Here is a 24,165-nt window from a genome sequence, read left to right as displayed (position 1 = left end):
ATTAACAGAATTCTCATCCCGCTAACATCGCCGATCTACTCACACCCAACGTCGCCGTCAAACACTTTCAACCAACCAAAGGGACGAACCAACCTGCCGCTAGCAGCGTCGCCGCCCTCGTTGTGGAGGCGTATATAGGGGTGACACCTCATATCTGTCAACAGCGACAATGAAGTTTTTTGATGTTTTTTTGACAACTTTCCACAAGCCGTCGGATTTCCACGTATTTGCCTTATATTATAGTGCACTCATTGCACCAACCGCACTTGGGAGGGCCTTAAACCGGCCTTATTGCCCAAATAATTTCCGCGAAACTTTAGAAACCGACAATGACCCATACTTTGCAAGCGATTGTGGAAATCGTTGTCTGGCAGGCTTGTCGTTGACTTACGTTTCTTCGGCAGGCAAAACTCACATGCCCGTTTGGGAGCCTTCCGACAGAATGGAAGACACCTTAATACCGGATTGGCGGTTTGTCCGCTTTTCCGACAAACGATTTCAAGCACGTTTTGTGCGGTCAGTTATAAAGAAGGACCGGCTACAGCAGTATGAAAGAGATGGGGCCGAACAATCTCGATCCGGGTGACGAGCCCCCGCTCAGTGTAGGCGGACGGCGGCGGCCACCAGATCGTCGTGAAGTTTCTGCCCGCTGGCTCGCTGGAACCTTCCTGACCGGCGTTACGTCCTGCATGCTGATCGGCGTTGCATTGTTTGCCGCTCTGGACGGGCGCGAACAGCTGGCGACCCCGCCTGAAATCCTTGCCCGTAACGACATGCCCGGTGCGACCGACGAAGCCGCTGTTACCAAGGGCGGACGTCTTGTCAGCACCGTCTCTCAGCAAAAGGCGCGCGACCGGCGCCGTTTCGATCTTTCGACGATGCAGAAAGTGGGTGAACGCGAAGTTATTCGCACGCGACCATTCGAATTTGTCCGCATGGCTCTCGCCGTCGATCACCCGACCAGCCGCAAATATCCTGCTTTCAACGCCCTGACCGTGTTTTCGGAAGGACCTGCGGCACCGCAGCCTGCCGATGCCGGTCAGATTTACGGCGCCAAGGTCGAAAGCGAAGTCAGTCTGCGTGTTGTCGATTTTCCGATGAACAGTACGACATTCGATGCATCCAGCGACCTGACAGTGGATGAGGTCGAGAAGGTTGTGCGGGATACCGGTGGTCTTCTGACCGACGGCGACGTGCAGGTTGCATCGCTCCACTATGTCGATCCCGCTCGTTTCGGCGGCACGGACTCGCCTTTCGCGCTTGGTCCCGCGCTTGGCGTGAAGATTACACAGGAGAATGTCAGTGTCGCACAGCGCGGCGATGACGAGACGGTTGGCGAAGGCTTTTCGGAAGAACTGATTCCTTTCCGCCAGACAGCCGATATCAAGCAGGCGCTTGAGGACGCCGGTTATACCGGCGACGATGCCGAGAACATGGCCCACTCGCTTGCCAAGCTGATGAACTCGCCGCGCCTCAAGGAAGGCAGCGTTTTGCGTGTCGGCACCGAGACACAGGATGGCACGGACCGCATCGTGCGCGCCAGCATCTATAATCGCACCACGCATCTGGTGACGGTCGCCCTCAACGACAGGGGACAATATATTCCGTCCGACGAACCGGAACAGACCCCGCTTCTGCAGACGGCTTTCGATGGCAATGCCCTGCCTACGGCCATTCGGGGTAATCTACCCAGTGTCTATGACGGGATCAGCCGGGCCGCGCTCGCCTATGGCATGTCGGAGACGATGCGCGAACAGCTCGTCAAGATGCTCGCAAGCGATGTTGACCTGCAGTCACGGCTTGCACCGAGTGACCAGATCGACGCATTCTTCTCGCTGCCGGACGATCCCGACAAACCGGAAGCCGATTCGCAGCTTCTTTATGTTTCGGCCAATTTCGGCGGCACGACCCGCAAATTCTATCGCTATCAGGCTCCGGACGGTAGCGTCGACTACTTCAACGGCGACGGCAAGAGCGCGAAACAGTTCCTGCTCCGCAATCCGGTTCCCAATGGTGTCTTCCGCTCACCGTTCGGCATGCGCCGCCACCCGATCCTTGGCTATAGCCGCATGCATACCGGCGTGGACTGGGCCGCACCGCGCGGCACGCCGATCATCGCCTCCGGTAATGGCGTGGTGGAAAAGGCAGGCTGGACCAATGGCTATGGCAACCAGACCCTGATTCGTCATGCCAATGGTTATGTGAGCAGTTATAGCCACCAGAACGCCATCGCCCGCGGCGTTACCGCCGGTGCGCGTGTGCGGCAGGGACAAGTGATCGGCTATGTGGGGTCGACGGGTCTTTCGACCGGTCCTCACCTTCACTACGAAATGATCGTGAACGGCACCAAGGTCGATCCGCTGCGCATTCGTCTACCGGATAACAAGGCGCTTTCGGGCAAGGAGCTCGAAGCCTTCAAGCAGGAACGGGATCGCATCGACACTCTGTTGAACAGTGATGACAACGGCACCAAGCTTGCCTCGAACGGATCGACGAAGAGCTGATAAAGAGAAAGGCCGGAGATACGCCCCGGCCTTTCTCTTTGAATTCACTGGAATGCTTACTCGGTAAACTCGACCGTTACGCCAGCTTTCACCAGCTTTGCCAGCTCTTCCGCATCCCAATTGGTCAATCGCACACAGCCATGGCTTGACGTCTTGCCGATTCTCGATGGCTCGGGCGTACCGTGAATGCCGTAGGTCGGCTTGGAAAGCGCGATCCAGACTGTTCCCACCGGCCCGTTTGGCCCAGGCGGAATGGTCAGCACCTTATCATTATTGCCCTGCTTGAAGTTGATCTTCGGATTGTAGGTGTAGTTCGGGTTGATCGCGATACGCTCGACCTGAACAACGCCGGAAGGTGACGGATTGTCCGACGAGCCAATGGTCGAGGGATAGGCAACGACCAGCTTGCCCGATTCATCGTAACCGCGAACCTGCTTGCGTCCTTTGTCGGCGATGATGCGGGCAACCTTGGTCCTGACAGGTTTGCCGAGGTTCGGAATCTTTACGATCGAGCCCGGCTGGTTGAAGTTCACCCCAGGATTGATCTCTTTCAGATAGGCTTCGTCTATATGAAACTTTTCACCGAGCATTTCGGTGACCGAGGTATACGCCATCGCCGGAAGCTGCGCCTTGTGGGCATAATCTTCCGGGATAGAAGCAACGTATTGCCGTCCCACGTCTTCGTTGGTGATGGTGTATTCGGTGAAGGCTGGGCCACCTGTGGCTTCAAGTTCCGCATTGACCGCCGCTTCGTCTGTCGGATTGATCGACTTTCCGGTCAGCTCGCCATAGGCGGCAGCCGCCTTGTCGACATTGCTGCCCGAACGACCGTCGATGACGCCGGGCGATGCACCGGCGCGGTCGAGCAGAATCTGATAGGCTGCGATCTTTTCCTTTGCACCCTGCCCTTTCGGCATTTCGATTGCCGGAGCCATGTCACTCGGATTGGGAACACCCCTTGGTTGTTCATAACCCGGCTGGCCATAATCCTGCTGGCCATCATAACCGGGATTGGCACTGGCTGAATTGGTGTTTGTATTATCAGGATATTGATCGCCTGCCGGAGGCAGTTCCGACCGTTGCACCTGTCCATCACGGTTGCCGCCATATTGCGGTGCCGCCGGAGCGTCCGGGTAATAGTTCGGATCTTCGGGCACGTTGCCGAAACCGTCATAGGGAGCGCCACCGTCGACTGGACCATCGAGTGTCCAGTTGTCGTCTGGCTGCGGTGCGCGGCGAACCCGACGGTCATAAGCGTTCGGGTCATAATTATTGGCGTCCTCGACACTGAGAATACGCCCGCGACGATCCATGGTAACGCGGCGGCCATACTGGTCGATAAAGACCCGTACCCGGCGATCATGATAGATTTCTTCACCCGGATCATAAAGCTGTGCAAGCTGTACCGGGCGTTCGGTAGCCACTGCAGAACTGCCCTCCTCCGCGCGCGCAGTACCGTTGACGGCAGTTACCGCGACGGAAGCAAACAAAGCGAAACGAAGCATGCGTGTGTAATGCGCCATGAAGAATGCCCTGGGTGATCGAGAGACCATGGATGCCGCGAATATGGTTAACAACCGATTAGCTGATAAAGCAGATGCCAGATGAACTGGACATGAAAATGGCCAACATCGAAGGAAAGCTGGAAAACTTGTCAGGCCAAATATGAAAATGGCGCCGCAACCTATCCGGTTGCGGCGCCCAATGATCTCAACTCTTGAACGTTCAGGCGCTCTCGTCGATCTTCTGGCCTTCATCCTCAAGCGCACCGCGAATCGGATGGAAATTGAGCCTGTCCGAACCGGCGGTAATCTTGACGATGGAACCATCCAGAATGTCGCCCAGTAGGATGCGCTCGGCGAGCGGATCCTGAACTTCTTTCTGAATGACGCGCTTCAATGGACGCGCGCCATAAGCCGGGTCATAGCCCTTGTTGGCCAGCCATTCGCGTGCATCGTCTTCCAGCTGCAGCACGATCTTGCGATCGGTCAGAAGCATCTGGAGACGCTGCATCTGAATATCGACAATCGCACCCATGTCTTCACGGCGCAGCCGGTGGAACAGGATGATTTCATCGACACGGTTCAGAAATTCCGGACGGAAGGCAGCCCGCACCACGCCCATTACTTCCTCACGAACCGACTCGACATCGTCCTTCTCGCCAAGATTGACGAGATATTCGGCACCGAGGTTCGAGGTCATGATGATGACCGTATTGCGGAAATCGACCGTGCGACCCTGTCCGTCGGTCAGGCGTCCGTCGTCCAGCACCTGCAACAGCACGTTGAACACATCCGGATGTGCCTTTTCGATCTCGTCGAACAGGATCACCTGATAGGGTCTGCGCCGAACGGCTTCCGTCAGAACGCCGCCTTCTTCATAGCCGACATAGCCGGGAGGCGCGCCGATCAACCGGCTCACGGAATGCTTTTCCATGAATTCCGACATGTCGATACGAACCATGGCCGTGTCGTCCTGGAAGAGGAACGCGGCGAGCGCCTTGGTCAGCTCCGTCTTGCCGACACCAGTTGGGCCGAGGAAGATGAACGAGCCGATAGGCCGGTTAGGGTCCTGAAGCCCGGCGCGCGCACGGCGAACCGCCTTCGAGATGGCCTGGACAGCTTCGCCCTGCCCGATGACCCGCTTCGCAAGTTCGTCTTCCATGCGCAACAGCTTCTCACGCTCGCCTTCCAGCATCCGGTCAACCGGAATACCGGTCCAGCGTGAGATGATCTGTGCCACGTGGTCGGGCGTAACCGTCTCTTCAAGCAGAGAGCCCTTGTTTTCATGGCTTTCGGCTTCGACAAGTTGCTTCTCCAGCTGCGGAATCTTGCCATAGGCCAGTTCGCCCGCTTTCTGGAATTCACCGCTTCGCTGTGCAATGGCGAGAGCATTACGTGCCTCTTCAAGCTGGCGCTTGAGATCAGCAGCAAGTCCGAGCTTCTGCTTTTCAGACTGCCATTTCGACGTCAGTTCCGCCGATTCTTCTTCCAGATCAGTCAGCTCCTTTTCGAGGCGCTGGAAACGATCCTTGGAAGCAGCATCGGTTTCAACCTTCAGCGCTTCGCGCTCGATCTTCAGCTGCATGATGCGACGGTCGATTTCATCCAGCTCTTCTGGCTTGGAATCAACCTGCATGCGCAGGCGCGATGCCGCCTCATCGACGAGATCAATGGCCTTATCGGGCAGGAAACGGTCGGTGATATAACGGTTCGACAAGGTTGCCGCAGCAACCAGAGCCGAATCCGAAACACGCACCTTGTGATGCTGCTCGTATTTTTCCTTCAGGCCACGCAGGATCGAAATCGTGTCCTCGACGGTCGGTTCATCAACGAATACCGGCTGAAAACGACGGGCAAGCGCTGCGTCCTTCTCGACATATTTGCGGTATTCTTCCAGCGTCGTCGCGCCAACGCAGTGCAATTCACCGCGTGCAAGAGCAGGCTTCAAAAGGTTCGATGCATCCATCGCGCCATCAGACTTGCCTGCACCGACAAGCGTGTGCATTTCATCGATGAAGAGAATGATCTGGCCGGCAGCCGTCTGCACTTCCGAAAGTACTGCTTTCAGACGCTCTTCGAACTCACCGCGATATTTGGCACCGGCAATCAGCGCGCCCATATCGAGCGCCATCAACCGCTTGTCCTTCAAGGATTCGGGCACATCGCCATTCACGATGCGAAGCGCCAGACCTTCCGCGATTGCGGTCTTGCCGACGCCCGGCTCGCCGATCAGAACCGGATTGTTCTTGGTGCGGCGCGACAGAACCTGAATCGTGCGGCGGATTTCCTCGTCGCGACCGATCACCGGATCAAGCTTGCCTGCGCGCGCATCCTCGGTCAGATCGCGGGCATATTTCTTCAACGCATCATAATTGCTTTCAGCGGACGCCGAATCGGCGGTGCGGCCTTTGCGCATATCGTTTATGACCTTGTTGAGCGCCGTCGGGGTCACACCGGCAGCGGAAAGAATTTCAGACGTCTTTGCGGATTTTTCCATCGCCAGCGCCATCAGAAGGCGCTCGACGGTGACGAAGCTGTCACCGGCCTTGCTGGCAAGCTCCTCGGCAAGCGAGAAGACCTTGGCAAGCGGCTGCGATAAATAAAGCTGATCGTTGCCACCCGACACTTTGGGCAGCTTTTCGAGCGCATTCTGCAAGCCGATACGCACATCGGCAATGCGCCCGCCCGCGCGTTCGATCAGGGACGAGGCAAGTCCTTCGTCATCATCGACGAGAACCTTCAACACATGTTCGGGTGTGAATTGCTGGTTGCCGGACGACAGCGCGAAAGTCTGTGCAGACTGGATAAAGCCCCGGACGCGTTCCGTATATTTTTCGATATTCATGATGTCTCCTTTGCCTTCCGGCCCATCAAGCGGCACCAGAAGATGTATGGTGACGAAGCCCCCACACTGGGCGGACTTCTTTCCAAGACAGCATATGGGACGATGGCCGGGTTTCGGCAAGGGTTACAGACACTTGAAGAACCAAATAAAAATGGCGCGGAAACCGCGCCATTTTTAACTTGATACACAGGGACGATCAGGCGTCGGAATCCGCAGATTCCGTTACCGGCGTCTCATCACCGCTATCCTTGGCGGCGCGGCGCGGACGACCAGGACGGCGCGTGGCGCGACGCGGCGCGGCCTCATCCGCAGAAGATGCATCGGCAACAGGAGCGGCCTCGGCGGCCACTGGTGCTGCCTGCTCGACCACGGCTGCAGCCGGAGCCTCTTCAGCCACCGGCTGAGCCTGTTTTTCCTGCGGCTGTTCGTCAGAACGCTCGTCAGCGTTGAAGCGCTCACGCTGCGGACGGCGACCACGACCCAGACGACGATCGCGGTTGTCGCGCTCGCGCGGCTGCTGGCGACCTTCACCGGACTTTACCGGCTCGCCACCATCTTCGCCATAAACGACCTCGGCAGGCGTGCCCTCGATAACCGGCTGCGGGCCGGAACCGTTGACGGGCTGTGGCTGTGCTGCGACAGGCGTGAAACCTGCTTCCTCATCATCCGCACCGTCATCGTCGAAAGTTTCCTCGCGCTGGAACGGCACCGGATTCTGCGCCATGGCCGCCATGATGATGCGGTTGTAATGTTCAGCGTGCTGAAGATAATTTTCTGCCATCACGCGATCGCCAGATGCCTGTGCGTCCCGCGCAAGTGCCGAGTATTTTTCTGCAATATGTTGCGCATTGCCGCGGATCTTCACATCCGGGCCATTGCTTTCGTAATTGCGCGACAGAGGATTGGGGCCCTTGCGGTTGTTGTTGTTATTATTGTTATTCCCCCGTCCGCGCATGCGCCTGTTCTGCTGTGCTGGCCTCATATTCATCTCTTTTCAGATTAAAGGGCGTAGAAACTCCACAGCCAAAAAGCTGCCGGTTTCACGCTATCGAGCCATGGAGGAAGTACGCCCTAAAAACTTCCCACAAATCGACTGCTCCTGAGTTAGGTACCTCTATGGGTCACCGAAACTCCGCGGTTGCATTAATGCATAACCATTCCGAAAAGCTCCGCTCTTCGAGATTATGCTTGAAAGTCGTGTACTTCCGCACAAGCCATCCCCAAAGAACCTTCGGGGAGCATGACCAAAAATCGTCATGGAGCATTTCCGCCACCGCCCATCAGCGGGCAAAACCATTCTGGCTGTATACGGTGGCCGGAAACTAAACGGCTTCGCCGCAAATTCCAAGTGTTTTTTAGCGGTTCGCCGCATCAAAATTACGTATTTGATTTGTACGCGAAAAGCATGGCCCTTCTGTGGCCGCCAAGGTCACTCGCATGTCCTGCGAGGGAAAAACCTGCGCTTTCGAACAGCGCTTCAACATCCTGGAATTGTCCGGCGCCGATCTCTACGGCAACCATTCCTTGTTTATATAGGTGATCTGCTGCCTTCTGTGCAAGGGCTCTGTAGAAATTCAGTCCATCAGACCCGCCATCGAGCGCAGCCAAAGGGTCATGTTCGCGCACTTCGCGCGACAGTCCCGCAATGTCTTCATGCGGAATATAGGGCGGGTTTGAGACGATAAGATGAAATCGCCCGCTCACATTTTCAAACCAGTCGCTTTTGAGCGCTGCGAACCGGTCACCCACACCATTGGCGACAGCATTGATTCGCGCCATTGCAAGTGCGCCTTCAGCCATGTCGAGACCAATGCCGTGTGCGCGCTCGAAGCGATGCAGAAGCGAGATGATGATCGCGCCCGTTCCCGTTCCCATATCGAGGAGTTCAAGCGTGTTTTTCTGCACCGCAAGCGCTTCCAGCGCCGGAATGACCAGCTCCACCAGCACTTCCGTATCGGGACGCGGTTCAAGCGTAGCAGCGGAGAGCCGGAAAGGCAGACCGAAGAACTCGCGAACACCCATGATCCGGTGAACCGGCTCGCCCTTTTCACGGCGGTCCAGCGCATCGGAAAGCGTCTCGATTACCGCAGAATCAACCAATTGCTCAGGTGCGGATATCAGATCGAGCCGCGTCTTGCCGGTTGCCCATTCGACCAGAAGCCGTGCATCGAGGTCTGGCGTATCCAGTTCTGCCGCACGAAGCCTCGTCCGTGCATCAGCCATCAGGCGGTCGAGACGCATTTCGCTCACCCTTAGAGCGCATCCCGAAAAGTGTGAAACGGTTTTCGGAGAAGATGCGCGGTTCAAAACAAATAACTAGAGCGCCGATCTGGCCAATCTGCTTGAATCAGATCGAAACGCGCTCTAATGCCCCAGTTCCGTCAGAAGTGCGGTCTGGTGATCGGAAATCAGCGCATCGACCAGTTCGTCCAGATCACCTTCCATAACCCGGTCGAGCTTGTAGAGCGTCAGATTGATGCGATGATCGGTGACGCGTCCCTGCGGGAAATTATAGGTGCGGATACGCTCGGAGCGATCGCCCGAACCGACCTGGCTGCGACGTGATTCAGAACGTTCAGTTTCTGCCTTCTGGCGCTCCATATCGTAAAGGCGTGCACGGAGAATCTGCATCGCGCGTGCGCGGTTCTGGTGCTGGGATTTTTCAGCCTGAACGACCATGATACCGGTCGGGATGTGCGTAATGCGAACCGCGGAGTCGGTCGTGTTCACGTGCTGGCCACCTGCACCGGACGCCCGCATCGTATCGATGCGAATATCTTCGTTGCGGATTTCGATATCGATATCCTCGGCTTCAGGCAAAACCGCAACGGTTGCAGCCGAGGTATGAATACGCCCGCCAGCTTCCGTTTCAGGCACACGCTGCACACGGTGCACGCCCGATTCGAACTTGAGCTTGGAGAACACACCCTTGCCGGAAACGGTGGCGATGATTTCCTTGTAACCACCGGCATCGCCCTCGCTGGCCGAAACCAGCTCGACCCGCCAGCCTTTTTCGGCAGCATAGCGCTCATACATGCGGAACAGGTCACCGGCGAACAGTGCTGCCTCCAGACCGCCCGTACCGGCACGAATTTCGAGAATGGCGTTCTTCTCGTCGGCAGCGTCCTTCGGCAGTAACAGAATCTGGACTTCCTGCTCCAGTCCTTCAATCCGCTTTTCCACGCCCGGCAGCTCTTCCAGCGCCAGTGCACGCATCTCTGCATCCGTGGAGGCATCGTCACGCATGGCCGCCAGATCGACAGCTTCCTTGCGGGCGTCGGTCAGTTCGCGAATCTTGCCAACCACCTCCTGCAGCTCGGAATATTCCGATGCGAGCTTCACATAGGTTTCCGAATCCGGATTGTTGGCCATCTGGCTTTCGATCATTGAGAACCGCTTCAAAAGCTGGTCCATCCGGTCCTGCGGCAATGCGATCATGTCATGTCCTAAAAATTATCAGCGGCGTGCAAGAATGCAAAACGGGACGCCGCGCAATCCTGCACCGCGACCGTTCAGTCAGTTAGAGCATTTCCTATTTTTTTTGAACCGTTGGAAATGCTCCAACTATTTGTTTTGTCGCATTATCCGACGCAAAACCGCTTCGCACCTTTGCTGGAAATGCTCTAGATCTGCTTCGCTATAACGGAATATCGTTGTCTTCCGCAAATCTCATCAGCATTTCGCGCAGCGAATGCGCGCTGTTCGGCTTATCCAGCTCTTCCGCCAGCAAGGCTGTAAGCTTGCTTGCGTCCAGCGCATCAAGCATGGCCTTGACCGGGCCGATTGCCGCCGCCGACATGGAGATCGACCTAAAACCGATGCCGACCAGCGCCATGGCTGGAAGCGGCCTGCTGGCCATTTCACCGCACAGGGTAACCGATTTACCGTGGCGATTGCCGGTTTCCACGATGAAGCGCAACGCCCGCAGAAATGCAGGCGAAAGCTGATCGAAGCGACCCGACATCAGCGAGTTGCCGCGATCCGTCGCCATCAGGAACTGGAACAGATCGTTTGAACCGACGGAGATGAAATCGACAAGCGACATCAGCTCCTCAAGCTGCCACAGCAGCGACGGTACCTCGATCATCGCTCCCAGTTTCAGCCCCATGGGCAACTGATGAGCGAACCGCGACAGATGACGGACTTCACGATCGATGATCTCGCGTGCGGCCTTCACTTCGCTGACTTCCGTGATCATCGGCAGCAGGACTTTCAACTCGCGTCCGCCCGCCGCCTTCAAAAGTGCTCGCAACTGCGTGCGCAACAATCCCGGACGGTCGAGCGTCAGGCGGATCGCGCGCCAGCCGAGCGCCGGATTTTCTTCCTGCACGGTCGAACTGAAGTAAGGGAGAACCTTGTCTCCACCGATATCAAGCGTCCGGAAAGTCACCGGCTTGTCGCCTGCCGCCTCGATGACCGAGCGATAAAGACGTTCCTGCTGTTCGGCACGCGGGAATGTCGAGGCCACCATAAACTGAAGTTCGGTGCGAAACAGACCGATCCCCGCCGCACCCGAAGCCGACAATTGCGGCAGATCGACGAGAAGCCCGGCATTCATCAGAAGCGAGATATCGACGCCGTCCTTCGTGACGGATGGCTTGTCCCGCAATTCCCGATAATGGGCCTGACGCCGCGCCCGGAACCGAACCTTTTCGGCATAAGCCGTTTCCAGATCGGACTGCGGGCGCAGATGCATGATGCCTTCATCGCCGTCGACGATTGCCGCATCGTTGTTTTCGGCCATGGATACAATGCCCTTGGCCTGGCCGACCACCGGGATACCCATTGCACGGGCGACAATCACGACGTGGCTCGTGGCGGCGCCGTCTTCCAGAACAACACCGCGCAAGCGCTCGCGAGGATAATCCAGAAGTTCGGCAGCCCCCATGGAACGCGCGACAATGATGGCATCCTTGACCAGCGATTCGGCGATGGTCTTAATGTCGCGTCCCATGAGCTGGCGCAGCAAACGGTTCGCGAGATCGTCAAAATCCGACAGGCGCTCGCGCATATAGGGGTCGGTCAGATGCACCATGCGCGCACGCGTGTCGCTCTGCACCTTTTCGACTGCCGCCTCGGCAGTCAGACCGTTGTGAATGGCTTCTTCCAGACGCCGCACCCAGCCGCGATCATGCGCAAACATGCGATAGGCTTCGAGCACTTCGCGATGCTCGCCCTCCACCGCCACATCGCGGCGCGAAAGCATGTCGTCGATGGATATGCGCAGGCTGCCAAGCGCTTCATCCAGCCGGTTCAGCTCGGCTTGGCTATCCTCGTTGAAAAGATTGGTGACGACGATGCGCGGCTCATGCAGCACCACATGGCCAAGGCCGATACCGTCGTTGAAAGCCTGTCCTGTCACACTCATCGGGCGACCGAGATCAAGCTCTATGCCCGGACGGGCCAGACGCAGACCGTCGCCGGTCGCGATGATTTCGGCAAGGACCATAGCGGTGGTTTCAAGTGCTTCGACCTCGTCTTCCCGATATGCCCGCTTGGTCTTGTTCTGGACGACAAGAACGCCCAAAGTGCGGCCAGCGCGTAGAACGGGAACGCCGAGGAAGGAATTATAGGCTTCTTCGCCCGTTTCCGGCAGATAGGCGAAAGCCGGATGGCTTTGCGCATCGGTCAGATTGAGGGGACGGGCGCTTGCGGCAATCGTGCCGACCAGACCCTGACCGAGGCGAAGCTGGGCAAGGTGGACTGCCTGCGGATTGAGACCTTCGGTAGCGTAAAGCTCAAGGACGCCGTCAGCGCGCAATATATAGAAGGAGCAGACTTCCGCGACCATATTCTGGGCGATTTCACGAACGATCCGGTCGAGGCGCGCCTGCGGTTCCAGCGGCTCTGCCATCAATTCGCGCAACCGCTTTAGCAGTACGCGGGGACCGGTTGTCAGCTCACGCATGATCGTCGGGGGCTCCTTCAAAATTGCTGACGTGCGTTCCGCCAGCCGATTCCCAATACCCGCCCGCGAAGCGTTACGCCAATCCCTTTGTGAGCATTTTTGACACCCGCGTCCAGAACAAATAGTCGCTGCTCGCAAAATGTTGCAGGGCCGCGCACCCTTTCGGCTGCGCGGCCCTGCATACAATTATGTTTCAAAATGGAATCTGAGCTGGCTGCTTACTTGTCGAGGCCATAGACCGCGTGCAGCGTACGCACGGCCAGTTCCGCATAAGGGCCGTCAATCAGGATCGAAATCTTGATTTCAGACGTTGTGATGGCGCGGATATTGATGCCCTTTTCGGCCAGTGCCTTGAAGGCTGTGGCGGCAACGCCTGCATGGCTGCGCATACCGATGCCGATCACCGAAATCTTGGCAAGGCCGGTTTCAGACTGGATATTGTCGAAGCCGATCTCGCCCTTGACCTTGTCCAGCACCTTCAGCGCCTTATCGACATCACCCGTCGGAATGGTGAAGGTCATGTCGGTCTTGGAGCCGTCTTCCGACACGTTCTGCACGATCATGTCGACATTGATGTGCTCTTCGGCGAGCGGCCCGAAAATGGCTGCCGAAACGCCCGGCCGGTCGGCCACGCGCCGCAGCGAAATCTGAGCTTCATCCTTCGCAAAGGCGATACCTGTGACGACCTGCTGTTCCACGATTTCATCCTCGTCGCAAATAAGGGTTCCGGGCGGGTTGATCGGATCACCCATGCCCGGCGCATCTGGGTCCGTAAAGCTCGAGCGCACGAAAGTGCGCACCTTGTGCACCATGGCAAGTTCGACCGAGCGCACCTGCAGAACCTTGGCACCAAGCGATGCCATTTCCAGCATTTCCTCGAAGGAAATCTTCGAAAGACGCTTCGCCTTCGGCTCTACGCGGGGGTCGGTGGTGTAGACGCCATCGACATCTGTATAAATATCGCAGCGATCGGCCTTCACACCGGCAGCGATGGCGACAGCAGAGGTGTCTGAACCGCCACGCCCAAGCGTTGCCACACGGTTGTCAGGGCCGATGCCCTGGAACCCGGCAACGACGGCAACCTGACCCATTTCCATACGGCGGATGATTTCCGAACCGTCGATGTCCTGAATACGGGCCGCGCCATGGGCGTTGTCGGTCTTGATCGGAATCTGCCAGCCCTGCCACGAACGCGCATCAACGCCTATGGATTGAAGCGCAATCGCCAGAAGGCCGCTCGTCACCTGCTCGCCGGAAGCGACGATGGTGTCATACTCGCGGGCATCATAGAAAGGCGAGCTTGCGCCGCATACTTTCGGCATGTTCTGCACCCAGCCGACCAGCTCGTTGGTCTTGCCGGACATGGCCGAAACGACAACAGCAACCTGATTGCCTGCCTCGACCTCGCGTTTGACGTGGCGCGCCACATTATAGATGCGTTCCAGATCAGCTACCGAAGTGCCGCCGAATTTCATCACGATGCGCGCCATTTAAGGTTACGTCCCGCTGTTTAGAAAAATTACACTCTCACCCGCCCAAACCTTATATTGTTGCGACAGGCAAACCCGGGGTCACATAGCTAAAATGCCGCGCTTCCGCAAGGCCGCGATTCGTATCGGGCCGCTTGAGAGCGAAATTGATTTGTTCCTTGACTTTGGAGTACTACCTTGAGAGCAGAACTGTACGCTTCCGCCGCTGGAGAATGAAATGACCGAGACCGCCCGCACCACTATCGACGCTTCGGAAATCGAGCATTTTTCGCGCATCGCCGCGGAATGGTGGAATCCTCAGGGCAAGTTCCGTCCCTTGCACAAGTTCAATCCGACGCGGCTTGCCTATATCAAGGAAAAGATCTGCGCCAAATTCAACCGTGATCCCAATGCGCCACGCCCCTTCGAGGGCCTGCGCCTGCTCGATATCGGCTGCGGCGGCGGGCTTCTCTGCGAGCCGATGGCGCGCCTCGGCGCGACCGTCATCGGGGCGGATGCTTCCACCACAAATATCGAAGTAGCGAAAATCCATGCTGCGCAAAGCGGCGTCGAGGTCGACTACCGCGCCACGACCGCAGAAGCGCTGGCTGAAGCTGGCGAGAAATTCGACGTGGTTTTGAATATGGAAGTGGTCGAGCATGTTTCAGACGTCGACCTGTTCATGTCCGCCACCAGCGAAATGGTAAAGCCCGACGGGCTGATGTTCGTCGCCACGATCAATCGCACGCTGAAAGCCTATGGTCTGGCGATCATCGGCGCGGAATATGTCCTGCGCTGGCTGCCGCGCGGCACGCATCAGTATGAAAAACTGGTTCGCCCGGAAGAACTGGAAGCTGCACTTGCGAAAGGCGGCCTGCGCCTCATCGACAAGCTTGGTGTGACCTATAATCCGCTGGCCGACAGCTGGAGCCGCTCCCGCGACACCGATGTGAACTATATGGTGCTTGCCGAACGGCCTGCCTGATCAAAGCACATCCTGAAAAGTGTGAAACGGTTTTCGGGATGTGCGTAAAATAGACAGTTAGAACGCCGATCTGATTCAATCCGATCGAAACGGTCAACCTCTTTGCGCGCGTGTTGTCATGACAACGCCTGCGCAGATGACCAGCGCGCCGATCCAGGTCAGCGGTGGATAATGTTCGCCGAGAAATAACGTCCCAGAAATAAGCCCCAGCGCCGCTGCGACATAACCGATCTGGCTGAGATAGACCGGCCCGCCAACCGCCTGTAGCCGGAAGAACAGGGCAAACATGCCCGCCGATGCAATCGACTGGGCCAATGCAGCCCATGGGGCGAATGCAAGTGTCTCGATCGGAAACTGACCGGTGAATATGAGTATCCCCGCAGAAAGCATCAGCGCCGATGCGAGGTGGCTTCCGGCAGCAAGTTCGGTCGGATCGGAGTTCTTCGGCCAGTCGAGCGTGCGATAGACATTGCCGATGGCGAGAAACACCGGAATGAGCAATGCCGCGGCGATCCACAATGGATCAGCAGGTTTTCCCACTTCGCCGCGCGTCATTGCCACCATCACTGCACCGATAAACCCGGCAGCGATACCGCCGATCCCCAGCGCATTGGGACGCCGCAACCCGAACCCCATAGACAGAACGAGCGTGATGACCGGCGACAGCGTGTACATGATGCCGGTAAACCCCGCGCCGAGGCGCGGAATGGCGGAAAGAATGAGGAGATTGGGCACGGCATAGGAGATAAGCGCGGTACAGATATAGTAACGCAGTCTTCCGCCTGAAAAGCCGATCTTCTTTCCCTGCAGAAGAAGAACGGCGAACAGAATGATTCCGGCACTCGCCGAGAACAAAAAGGTCCAGATGGCAGGCGGAATACCAGCCTGCGCAGCGATCTTGCCGAGTGGCAGGATGAGGCCCAGCAAGGTGCCGGTTGCGATCAGCAAAAAAGGCGCAGAATCCGTCAGTTTCATGCGCCTTGTCTCCTGTACGGCAATCAGTTCTTGTCTTCTGGAAATACCGGCAACGGCAGAACGTCGACACCGTCTTCGAGCAGCGAATGCACATCCTCGCGCGACGCTTCGCCGTAGATACCACGTGTTTCGGTCTCGCCGAAATGGATCTTCCGGGCTTCCTCGGCAAATTTGTCGCCGACATAATCCGCATTCTCGCGAACCTTGCGGCTCAATTCCCGCATTTCGTCCAATATCTGCTTTTGCGTATCGCCCAGCGCCATGGCAATCTTTTCCTTGCCACGGCTTGTCGAGACCGCCGGCGCCATCAGCGACTTCTGAACGACTTGCGAATTGCACACGGGGCAAGCGACAAGCTGCATTTCCGACTGACGGTCGAAATCAGCATTGTCGCGAAACCAGCCCTCGAATTCATGGCCCTGATCGCAATGAAGCGAAAAGCGGATCATGGAATTTACGCGTCCTCTTTCTGCTTCGCGGAAAAAGTCCGGACATCGAACTCCCGCGCATTCTTCAGGTTCGGTATCTTGCCGCGTGCAGCAGCACTTTCCGCCACGTCGATATCAGCCAGGATGATGCCCGGCTCGTCGTGATCGGCTTCGGCGAGAATCTTGCCCCATGGTGAGACGATGATCGAATGACCGTAGGTTTCGCGCCCGTCCTCATGCAGACCGCCCTGTGCGGCAGAGATCAGGAATGCACCATTTTCGATAGCACGCGCACGCTGCAAGATGTGCCAGTGGGCCTCTCCGGTCTGTTTCGTGAAGGCGGCCGGACCGGTAATCACATTGGCACCGGCGAGAGCCTGAGCGCGGAACAATTGCGGAAAGCGGATGTCGTAACAGACAGCCATGCCGAACTTTGCGAAAGGCAGGTCGACAACGACAGTTTCCTTGCCCGGAATACAGGCATCCGATTCGCGCCAGCTCTCACCATTGTCGAGATCGACATCGAACATATGGATTTTATCGTAGGTCGAGACCTTCTCGCCCGACGGTGCAAAGATCGCGCCGCGATTATAGGATCTTCCGTCATCGCCCTTGATCAGGGTCGAACCTATATGAAGGAATATACCGTGTTTCGAGGCGAGCTTCGCCGCAGCAGCCATGACAGGATCGTTGGCCTCATCGCGCAATGACTGTGCGAGCAATGGCCGGTCACGCTGCATGATCCCGGTCACTTCCGGCGTCTGCACATATTTCGCACCTTTGACCGCCGCTTCCGCGACCAGTTTTTCCATGGCTTCAATATTGCGGGCCACGTCTGTGCCAGACCGCATCTGGACGGCTGCTGCGCGGAACATGCTCATCGACCTCTCCCTGTCCGATCGAATTCTAAACCAGTGCGCCAGTCTTGAGCAGGCCATCCAGCTTGCCCTGATCTTCCAGCTCGAAAAGATCATCACATCCACCGACATGAACGGAGCCGACGAATATCTGCGGGAAGGTGTTACGGCCCGAACGCTGCTGCATTTCGGCGCGCAGTTCCGGCGATGCGCCTGCATCGATTTCATTATACGCAACGCCCTTGCGGGTCAGAAGATCCTTGGCCCGGGTGCAATAAGGGCAACCGACACGCGTGTAGATCGTTACATCAACCATCATAAACTCCAATCGTTTTGGCCACTATATAAGCGGCAAAGACGTTATCTGGAAGCCCCGACGCTTTTCACGAGCCTGTGTAGCCGGTTATCCGGCTCAATCCGGTAGAACGCGGCTGAACGTCAGTACATCCACGCTTTTCGCGCCACCACGCAGCAATGCCCGCGTTACCGCCTTGACCGTAGCGCCGGTCGTATAGACGTCATCGATGAGCAGAACCCGTCGCCCGCGCACATGAATCTCGTGTTCCTGCGGCACGCGGAACGCACCGTCCACATTGCGCTTTCGCTCCTTGATACCAAGGCCGATCTGCTGTTCGGTCCGACGCACACGCTTCACGCCTTGCGGCGCAAAGGGTTTCGATTCCAGTTTCGCCAGGGCACGGGCAAGTTCCGCCGACTGGTTGAAACGCCGCTGCCAGAACCGCCAGCGATGCAGAGGCACCGGAAGAATGACCTCGCATTCATCCAGTAATTCGCGACCCGCGCGTTGCATCCAGCGCGCCATCCACGGGGCCAGATCGGTCCGGTCGTGAAACTTGAGCGAAACCGCCATGCGCTGCGCTGCGCCCCGATGCAGGACGGCGGACCGGAGACGCCGGAAAGGTGGCGGATCGGCAATCGCCTCAGCACTCGTGAAGTTGTCGCCGAAATCATGGCTGAAAGGAATGCCCAGCACGGGGCAATAAGGCTTTTCTATAAAGCGTAGCTCCGGCCAGCATTTCGGACACAGCGTCCCCGGTTCGGATACATGCGCCCGGCAGCCGATACATGTCGGCGGAAACAACATGTCCGCAGAGGAGCGAAAAGCCCTGCCGGCAAACCGCCGAAGCCCTTCGCCCGCGCTGCGCAAAAAGGTTTGATGCGTTCTATCGTCATCCGCCATTGCATTCGCCCCCATTCGAATGCATCTATCCCCGCAACGATTGTACTGAACCTTGCTCGAAAGAGAAGACGGATTCCATGCCTGCGCCGACCGATGATAGCGCGATTTTCGATCGCGATCTCCTGCTCTCGTTTCGCCGTCGCGCCTTTGCGCGCGCCGAACCCGGCGCAGATTTCCTGTTGCAGCGCATTGCCGACGATCTCGCCGACCGCCTTGACGCTGTGGAGCGGCGTTTTCCCGTCGCCGTCGATCTCGCTGGCCATACCGGCGTAGCTGCAGCAGCCATCGCGCAGTCTGGCAAAGCCGACCTGATTGTCCGCATCGAACGCGACAGTGATTTCCTGCGAGGTCCTTTCCCGGCTATTGCCGGTGACGAGGAAATGCTGCCGCTGAAAGCTGGCAGCACCGATCTGATCGTGTCGCTAATGGCTCTTCACGCGACCAATGATACACCGGGTACGATGGTGCAGATCGCTCGCGCCCTAAAGCCGGACGGACTTTTTCTGGCGGCCCTTAGCGGCAGTGGAACACTCGGTGAATTGCGCGAAAGTCTTCTTCAGGCGGAAATCGAACTGACAGGCGGCGCCTCGCCGCGCATTTTCCCGTTCCCGGACGTGCGCGATGTGGGCGGCCTTCTGCAACGTGCAGGTTTCGCCCTGCCCGTAACCGACGTCGACAACATCACGGTGCGCTACGATTCGCTGTTCAATCTGATGGCCGATCTGCGCGCCATGGGCATGCAGAACATCCTGCGTGACCGTTCCCGCAAGCCGGTTTCGAAACGCCTTTTCCTGCGGGCCGCTGAAATCTATGCCGAGCGGTTCTCCGATCCGGATGGACGCATCCGCGCCACTTTCTCGGTCATCTGGCTATCAGGCTGGGCGCCGCATGAATCGCAGCAAAAACCATTGAAACCGGGCTCTGCAAAAGCATCGCTGGCAGAAGCGCTAAAAAAGGCTGCGAAAGACAGCTAACAGTCGCCGTGGTGGCTGCCGTTTGTCTCGATGATGCAGACGGAATTGGGGCTCGGCTGAAGCACGCTCTTGCGCACTGTATACGTCTGGCCTGTTGCATGCGGCTGGGCGCTGGCATCGCGCTTGATCGAGCCGGTCATGGTGCGGTCTATCCCGACCGGGAGCACTGACTGGGCTGCAACCTTGTTTGCCTGATCGTTGAGAACCGGCACAATGATGAGAGCCAGAGCGACAACGGCAGAGCCGAACAACAGCACAACGCGCAGGATTCCGCGACCAGCCTTCGTTAGCGGCTTGGCCGTATATTCGTTGTGATCAGCGCTAAAATAATTGTTGTCGAAACTCATGCTTCAAGACTCCGGGGCAGCTCCCAAACGAGAATGCCTCAACGGAGTGAATCATAGATTAACCAGCCAGTGGAATCGTAAGAAATTGCCAACCTTTTTCCACGGTTGTGGACAGGGGGCCGGTCTACAGCAGATCAAGCAGAAACGGGATCAGCGGTTCGTCGGCTGGCGGCATCGGATAGTCGCGCATATCCTTCGGACGAACCCATTTCAGCGCCTGCCCTTCGAGCCCCCGCGCGATACCTTCATAACGGCGGCAGACATAGAGCGGCATCAGCAGGTGGAAGTCATCATAGGTATGGCTCGCAAAAGTCAGCGGTGCAAGGCAGGCCGCTTTCGTCGTGATGCCGACTTCTTCCTGCAATTCGCGGATCAGCGTTTCTTCCGGCGTTTCGCCCGGTTCCACTTTGCCACCGGGAAACTCCCACAGCCCGGCCAGCTGCTTGCCTTCCGGGCGCTGCGTCAGCAGAACCCGGCCATCCGAATCCACCAGTGCGCAAGCAGCTACCAGAAGAATGCGGCGTCCCTTTACCTCGGTCATTTCTCGTTGCTCTCCCGATAGGCATAGCGATAGGCTTCCCGAAAGCCGAAGCTCTCGTAAAGAGCAAGTCCAGCAACGTTGTCCGCCTCGATCTGCAGCCATGCCGTCTTTGCACCGAGCTTTACGGCCCATTTGAGTGCAGAACCGACAATCGCATGTCCATGCCCCTTGCGCCTTGCGTCACGCAGGGTTCCGACATCGAATAGACCCGCCATCACGCCATCCTGTACGCAAAGCAGGTTGGATACGGCGCGTCCGCCCTCCTCCAGCACGAACATGCCCTTGTTCGGGCGAACGCTATTAAGAAGTTCGGAAAATCCGGGCCGCATATCTTCCGGTCTTTCATGGATGGAAAGCGAAGCATCCACGAAGCGCCCAATATCCTTCAGGGGTATCTGGTCGATGGCGTCCGACAAATCGAGTTCCTCGAGATTCGCCGTCATCACGATGGTTTCGTCCCGGCGCTTCCAGCCAAGCCCTTCGAGATAATCCTCAAGCTCGCGCGGTGCGAGCGGCGAAAGCCTGAAACAGGGAACACGGCCATAGGCACGAAAACGCTGCGCCGCCAGTTCCACACGTGTTGGAATATCGCGCGTGTCGCCGGGATCGAGCGGATTGATCGAGTTGAGACGCCGGGATGGATGCGCTGCAGTCATGCGTATCGCCCATGTGCCGTCATAGTGAACCGACGTGGCAGGCCAGGCACGGAAGCCGACGGCTTCAAGCTGGCGAACGATGGCAAGACTTGGGGTGCTGGGCTTTTCCATTACTTCGATCAACTTCTGTAATCGCCATTGATGGCGACATATTCCTTTGTGAGGTCGCAGGTCCAGACAGTTGCCTTGCCCTTGCCTAACCCCAGATCGACGCGAATGCGAATATCCTCGCCCTGCATATAGGTGGACGTCGCTGCTTCCGAATAGGCCGGATCGCGCTCGCCTTGATGCGCAACACGAATATCGCCGAACCAGATCGCGAGCAGGTCACGATCGGCAGGTTCACCAGCCTTGCCGACGGCCATGACCACGCGGCCCCAATTGGCATCTTCACCGGCAACAGCCGTCTTGACCAGCGGCGAATTGGCGATGGAAAGCGCGATCTTCTTGGCAGAAGCTGCAGATTTTGCACCCGTCACTTCCACTTCCACCATCTTGCGTGCGCCCTCACCGTCGCGCACGACCTGCAGCGCCAGCGATTTCAGGAGGCGGCCGAGCGCCTTCTTGAATTCGCCAAGGCGCTTGTCGGCAGGATCAGTGATTTCAGGTGCACCGCGCTCTGCCGCCGCACCAGTGGCGAACAGCATTAGCGTGTCCGATGTAGAAGTGTCGCTGTCTACCGTCACAGCATTGAAGGTCGAGCCAACGCCCTTGGAGAGCAGGCTCTGCAACACGTCAGCCTTGATCGGTGCATCAGTGACGACGAAGGAAAGCATTGTCGCCATATCCGGCGCGATCATGCCAGCACCCTTGGCGATACCGTTGATCGTGACCGGTACCTGACCGAGCAGCACCGTTTCGGTCGCAACCTTCGGATAGGTATCCGTGGTCATGATCGCCTTGGCGGCTTCGGTCCAGAAATCCTCGACCGCATCCTTGTTCATGTCGCCAAGCAGATGCGCGAACTTGCTTGCATCGAGCGGTTCGCCGATCACGCCCGTTGACGCCAGAAAGACATCCGTTGTGGCGCACCCGACCGCCTTGGCGGCAGCTTCAGCCGTTGCTTCCGTCGCTTCACGCCCCTTGACGCCGGTAAAGGCATTGGCGTTGCCGGAATTGACGACGACCGCGCGGGCCTTTCCGTACACGAGATTGCGGCGGCAAAAATCGACTGGCGCCGATGGACAGAGCGAACGTGTAAAGACACCTGCGGCTTCAGCCGGTCGGTCGAACACCATCAACATCACATCCGTTCGCCCCTTATACTTGATCCCGGCAGCAGCGGTGGCGATGCGCACGCCATGGACGACCGGCATTGTGGGGTAGTGTTTGGGAGCGAGCGGAGAAACAGACGCGGACATATGTGCCTCGATGGATGCGGTTTCGTAGAAACCCGAAAATCGTGATGCCCAGCAAACGGCGTTACGCGAATTTCGGATTCAAAATATGACGCGCGCATTGGAAAGGTTTGCGGTTTAAAATCAAGCGGGAAACGCAAGATCGGAATAAAAAACGCCCCGGCAAGCCGGGGCGTTGATATTTGAAACCAGTTTTTACTGCTGTGGAGCAGCTTCTTCCGGCGCGTCATCCTTGTCCGCACCTTCCTGCGCTGCGGCTGCATCCTTCATGGCTTTCTCGACAGCCGGATCCTTGTAGTCAATCTTCATGCCGTCACGCAGCTTCTTGACGGTTTCGACATAACGCTCGCGCATGATGATCGAACGGATCTGGTCCTTGACCTGATCGAATGCCGGTGGCTGCTTGGTGCGACGATCTTCGAGCTGGATCACATGGAAGCCAAACTGGGTCTGGACCGGCTCCTTGGTGTATTCACCCGGCTTGAGCGCAAAGGCGGCTTTTTCGAACTCCGGCACCATCTGGCCTTCGGCGAAGTAGCCGAGATCGCCACCATTGGCTGCAGTGCCGTCAGTTGAGCTCTCCTTGGCGAGGTCCTCGAACTTGGCGCCGCCTTCAAGCTTTTTGATGATGGCTTCGGCTTCTTCCTTGGTCTTCACGAGGATGTGACGAGCGCGCACTTCCACCTGCGGCGGCATGGCTGCGATTTCCTTGTCGTAGCGCGCACGTACATCATCATCGCTGATCTTATCGACAACGGCGTCCTTGAAATATTCGTTATGGAGCGCGCGTTCACGCAGGAATTCCATGCGATCCTTGAATTCCTGGGACTGATCGAGCTTTTCCTTTTCCGCTTCACCAGCCATTGCCTTGATGTCGATCAGGGCGGCAAGCGCAGCCAGACGGCGCTGCTCTGCAGGAAGGCGCGAGAACTGCGGATCGAGATCGCCTGCAGCCTGATCGACTTCACCGACTGTGATGTCGTTGCCGTTGACGGTCGCCAGAACCTTGGACGGATCTTCCTTTTCTGCAGGGGCTGCAGCCGGTGCGGCAGCAGGCTTTCCAGCATCCTGTGCGAATGCGGCGCCTGAGTAGCTTGCCAGCGCCACCGAGGCCGCCAGAGACATGCCGACGACAGCGAGAGCCTTGCGATAAGGGGCTTTCAGAATGGCTTTCATATGGAATTCTCTCCTTCGTGGCCGCTTACCGGCCCGATGAATGCGGCGGAATTTGGCCCGGATCTCCCCAATATTGCAACAAAGGAAAGGTTTTCCAGCCCACGATGTGGCGAATCCGAAATTCGCATCACTTTGGAACAGTGTTGCTAACGAATTTCGGATTCAAAGCCACACCAGCAATATATAGAATCGAGTGCGGTTTACAGATTTGAAGTTCATGAACGCAGATGCCATGCAAATGACAGGAACTTCAAATCCACCACACTGGAGCAACGTTGACATCGCCCGAAGCCCCTCTTATCTGTCCTTCGGCTTTACGTCCAGTAAGGGGCGGGGGAATTGCGCCGGAAATGCGCCGTAACGGGCAGCTTTCGCAGCGCAGTTTTCTTGCAATTGTTTCAATACGCGTGAATAAAGCATTCGACATTGCCGGAAGCGC

Annotated in this window: 20 protein-coding genes; 3 read left to right on the top strand and 17 right to left on the bottom strand. The window is 57.5% G+C overall.

All coding sequences use genetic code 11. The features are described 5' to 3' along the window. The first annotated feature begins 548 nt into the window (after positions 1-548). Positions 549-2,504 (top strand): M23 family metallopeptidase, encoded by a 1,956-nt coding sequence (locus tag AC1RHM_RS19745; RefSeq protein ID WP_010657487.1) that lies wholly within the window; start codon positions 549-551, stop codon positions 2,502-2,504. A 56-nt stretch (positions 2,505-2,560) separates the two neighbouring features. Here AC1RHM_RS19745 and AC1RHM_RS19740 read toward each other — a convergent pair whose 3' ends face one another. From AC1RHM_RS19740 to AC1RHM_RS19710, 7 genes are all read right to left on the bottom strand, one after another. Continuing rightward, a complete protein-coding gene (locus tag AC1RHM_RS19740; protein ID WP_029375795.1) occupies positions 2,561-4,027 on the bottom strand; it encodes a L,D-transpeptidase in 1,467 nt (488 codons plus the stop codon). 202 nt (positions 4,028-4,229) lie between these two features. Then, on the bottom strand, positions 4,230-6,851 hold the full coding sequence (gene clpB, locus AC1RHM_RS19735; RefSeq protein WP_010657489.1) for an ATP-dependent chaperone ClpB: 2,622 nt from the start codon (positions 6,849-6,851) through the stop codon (positions 4,230-4,232). A gap of 196 nt (positions 6,852-7,047) precedes the next feature. Then, on the bottom strand, positions 7,048-7,833 hold the full coding sequence (locus AC1RHM_RS19730; RefSeq protein ID WP_029375796.1) for a DUF4167 domain-containing protein: 786 nt from the start codon (positions 7,831-7,833) through the stop codon (positions 7,048-7,050). Positions 7,834-8,228: 395 nt separating this feature from the next. Further along, positions 8,229-9,092: a peptide chain release factor N(5)-glutamine methyltransferase gene (gene prmC, locus AC1RHM_RS19725; RefSeq protein ID WP_036563219.1), complete on the bottom strand. Its 864-nt coding sequence runs from the start codon at positions 9,090-9,092 to the stop codon at positions 8,229-8,231. Positions 9,093-9,215: 123 nt separating this feature from the next. Beyond that, complete coding sequence (gene prfA / locus AC1RHM_RS19720; protein ID WP_010657492.1) at positions 9,216-10,289, bottom strand: peptide chain release factor 1; 1,074 nt, start codon at positions 10,287-10,289, stop codon at positions 9,216-9,218. Positions 10,290-10,488: 199 nt separating this feature from the next. After that, positions 10,489-12,759, bottom strand: a complete 2,271-nt coding sequence (gene ptsP, locus AC1RHM_RS19715) for a phosphoenolpyruvate--protein phosphotransferase (protein ID WP_010657493.1) — start codon at positions 12,757-12,759, stop codon at positions 10,489-10,491. A gap of 218 nt (positions 12,760-12,977) precedes the next feature. After that, positions 12,978-14,249, bottom strand: coding sequence for an aspartate kinase (locus AC1RHM_RS19710; RefSeq protein ID WP_010657494.1), 1,272 nt, complete (start codon positions 14,247-14,249; stop codon positions 12,978-12,980). A gap of 217 nt (positions 14,250-14,466) precedes the next feature. Here AC1RHM_RS19710 and ubiG point away from each other — a divergent pair, with 217 nt between their 5' ends. Further along, complete coding sequence (gene ubiG / locus AC1RHM_RS19705) at positions 14,467-15,213, top strand: bifunctional 2-polyprenyl-6-hydroxyphenol methylase/3-demethylubiquinol 3-O-methyltransferase UbiG (RefSeq protein WP_010657495.1); 747 nt, start codon at positions 14,467-14,469, stop codon at positions 15,211-15,213. Between the two features lie 93 nt (positions 15,214-15,306). Here ubiG and AC1RHM_RS19700 read toward each other — a convergent pair whose 3' ends face one another. From AC1RHM_RS19700 to AC1RHM_RS19680, 5 genes are all read right to left on the bottom strand, one after another. Continuing rightward, positions 15,307-16,188: a DMT family transporter gene (locus AC1RHM_RS19700; protein WP_010657496.1), complete on the bottom strand. Its 882-nt coding sequence runs from the start codon at positions 16,186-16,188 to the stop codon at positions 15,307-15,309. A 23-nt stretch (positions 16,189-16,211) separates the two neighbouring features. Next, entirely contained in the window at positions 16,212-16,637 is a 426-nt protein-coding gene (locus AC1RHM_RS19695) for a DUF1178 family protein (RefSeq protein WP_010657497.1), read from the bottom strand. Between the two features lie 5 nt (positions 16,638-16,642). Next, complete coding sequence (locus AC1RHM_RS19690) at positions 16,643-17,497, bottom strand: carbon-nitrogen hydrolase family protein (RefSeq protein WP_010657498.1); 855 nt, start codon at positions 17,495-17,497, stop codon at positions 16,643-16,645. Positions 17,498-17,522: 25 nt separating this feature from the next. Beyond that, positions 17,523-17,789, bottom strand: a complete 267-nt coding sequence (grxC, locus tag AC1RHM_RS19685) for a glutaredoxin 3 (RefSeq protein WP_010657499.1) — start codon at positions 17,787-17,789, stop codon at positions 17,523-17,525. Between the two features lie 96 nt (positions 17,790-17,885). Next, entirely contained in the window at positions 17,886-18,674 is a 789-nt protein-coding gene (locus tag AC1RHM_RS19680) for a ComF family protein (RefSeq protein ID WP_010657500.1), read from the bottom strand. Between the two features lie 77 nt (positions 18,675-18,751). On the opposite strand from AC1RHM_RS19680, the gene AC1RHM_RS19675 reads away from it, so the two are divergent. Beyond that, on the top strand, positions 18,752-19,648 hold the full coding sequence (locus AC1RHM_RS19675) for a methyltransferase domain-containing protein (protein ID WP_010657501.1): 897 nt from the start codon (positions 18,752-18,754) through the stop codon (positions 19,646-19,648). Here AC1RHM_RS19675 and AC1RHM_RS19670 read toward each other — a convergent pair. The 5 genes from AC1RHM_RS19670 to AC1RHM_RS19650 all read right to left on the bottom strand — a co-directional run bounded on the left by AC1RHM_RS19670 (position 19,645) and on the right by AC1RHM_RS19650 (position 23,726). Beyond that, entirely contained in the window at positions 19,645-19,995 is a 351-nt protein-coding gene (locus tag AC1RHM_RS19670) for a hypothetical protein (RefSeq protein WP_010657502.1), read from the bottom strand. The genes AC1RHM_RS19675 and AC1RHM_RS19670 overlap by 4 nt on opposite strands. Positions 19,996-20,119: 124 nt before the next feature. After that, the gene (gene mutT, locus AC1RHM_RS19665) at positions 20,120-20,536 is read right to left on the bottom strand and encodes an 8-oxo-dGTP diphosphatase MutT (RefSeq protein WP_010657503.1); all 417 of its coding nucleotides are present in this window, start codon (positions 20,534-20,536) and stop codon (positions 20,120-20,122) included. Beyond that, positions 20,533-21,303, bottom strand: a complete 771-nt coding sequence (locus AC1RHM_RS19660; RefSeq protein WP_010657504.1) for a GNAT family N-acetyltransferase — start codon at positions 21,301-21,303, stop codon at positions 20,533-20,535. Before AC1RHM_RS19660 ends, mutT begins: the two co-directional genes overlap by 4 nt. An 8-nt stretch (positions 21,304-21,311) precedes the next feature. Further along, the gene (argJ, locus tag AC1RHM_RS19655; RefSeq protein WP_010657505.1) at positions 21,312-22,553 is read right to left on the bottom strand and encodes a bifunctional glutamate N-acetyltransferase/amino-acid acetyltransferase ArgJ; all 1,242 of its coding nucleotides are present in this window, start codon (positions 22,551-22,553) and stop codon (positions 21,312-21,314) included. Between the two features lie 192 nt (positions 22,554-22,745). Next, the gene (locus AC1RHM_RS19650) at positions 22,746-23,726 is read right to left on the bottom strand and encodes a peptidylprolyl isomerase (RefSeq protein WP_010657506.1); all 981 of its coding nucleotides are present in this window, start codon (positions 23,724-23,726) and stop codon (positions 22,746-22,748) included. Between the last annotated feature and the right edge of the window lie 439 nt (positions 23,727-24,165).

Source organism: Brucella sp. GW823-FHT04E01, assembly GCF_058796175.1.
This window is presented reverse-complemented; position numbering and strand designations above follow the sequence as displayed.

Bases quoted from the DNA above. Each gene is read 5' to 3' on its own strand.
- AC1RHM_RS19730 (WP_029375796.1), bottom strand. From the start codon at position 7,833: ATGAGGCCAGCACAGCAGAACAGGCGCATGCGCGGACGGGGGAATAAC.
- AC1RHM_RS19745 (WP_010657487.1), top strand. From the start codon at position 549: ATGAAAGAGATGGGGCCGAACAATCTCGATCCGGGTGACGAGCCCCCG.
- AC1RHM_RS19700 (WP_010657496.1), bottom strand. From the start codon at position 16,188: ATGAAACTGACGGATTCTGCGCCTTTTTTGCTGATCGCAACCGGCACC.
- AC1RHM_RS19660 (WP_010657504.1), bottom strand. From the start codon at position 21,303: ATGGAAAAGCCCAGCACCCCAAGTCTTGCCATCGTTCGCCAGCTTGAA.
- argJ (WP_010657505.1), bottom strand. From the start codon at position 22,553: ATGTCCGCGTCTGTTTCTCCGCTCGCTCCCAAACACTACCCCACAATG.
- mutT (WP_010657503.1), bottom strand. From the start codon at position 20,536: ATGACCGAGGTAAAGGGACGCCGCATTCTTCTGGTAGCTGCTTGCGCA.
- prfA (WP_010657492.1), bottom strand. From the start codon at position 10,289: ATGATCGCATTGCCGCAGGACCGGATGGACCAGCTTTTGAAGCGGTTC.
- AC1RHM_RS19690 (WP_010657498.1), bottom strand. From the start codon at position 17,497: ATGAGCATGTTCCGCGCAGCAGCCGTCCAGATGCGGTCTGGCACAGAC.
- clpB (WP_010657489.1), bottom strand. From the start codon at position 6,851: ATGAATATCGAAAAATATACGGAACGCGTCCGGGGCTTTATCCAGTCT.
- grxC (WP_010657499.1), bottom strand. From the start codon at position 17,789: ATGGTTGATGTAACGATCTACACGCGTGTCGGTTGCCCTTATTGCACC.
- prmC (WP_036563219.1), bottom strand. From the start codon at position 9,092: ATGCGTCTCGACCGCCTGATGGCTGATGCACGGACGAGGCTTCGTGCG.
- ptsP (WP_010657493.1), bottom strand. From the start codon at position 12,759: ATGCGTGAGCTGACAACCGGTCCCCGCGTACTGCTAAAGCGGTTGCGC.
- ubiG (WP_010657495.1), top strand. From the start codon at position 14,467: ATGACCGAGACCGCCCGCACCACTATCGACGCTTCGGAAATCGAGCAT.
- AC1RHM_RS19695 (WP_010657497.1), bottom strand. From the start codon at position 16,637: ATGATCCGCTTTTCGCTTCATTGCGATCAGGGCCATGAATTCGAGGGC.
- AC1RHM_RS19675 (WP_010657501.1), top strand. From the start codon at position 18,752: ATGCCTGCGCCGACCGATGATAGCGCGATTTTCGATCGCGATCTCCTG.
- AC1RHM_RS19710 (WP_010657494.1), bottom strand. From the start codon at position 14,249: ATGGCGCGCATCGTGATGAAATTCGGCGGCACTTCGGTAGCTGATCTG.
- AC1RHM_RS19740 (WP_029375795.1), bottom strand. From the start codon at position 4,027: ATGGCGCATTACACACGCATGCTTCGTTTCGCTTTGTTTGCTTCCGTC.
- AC1RHM_RS19650 (WP_010657506.1), bottom strand. From the start codon at position 23,726: ATGAAAGCCATTCTGAAAGCCCCTTATCGCAAGGCTCTCGCTGTCGTC.
- AC1RHM_RS19680 (WP_010657500.1), bottom strand. From the start codon at position 18,674: ATGGCGGATGACGATAGAACGCATCAAACCTTTTTGCGCAGCGCGGGC.
- AC1RHM_RS19670 (WP_010657502.1), bottom strand. From the start codon at position 19,995: ATGAGTTTCGACAACAATTATTTTAGCGCTGATCACAACGAATATACG.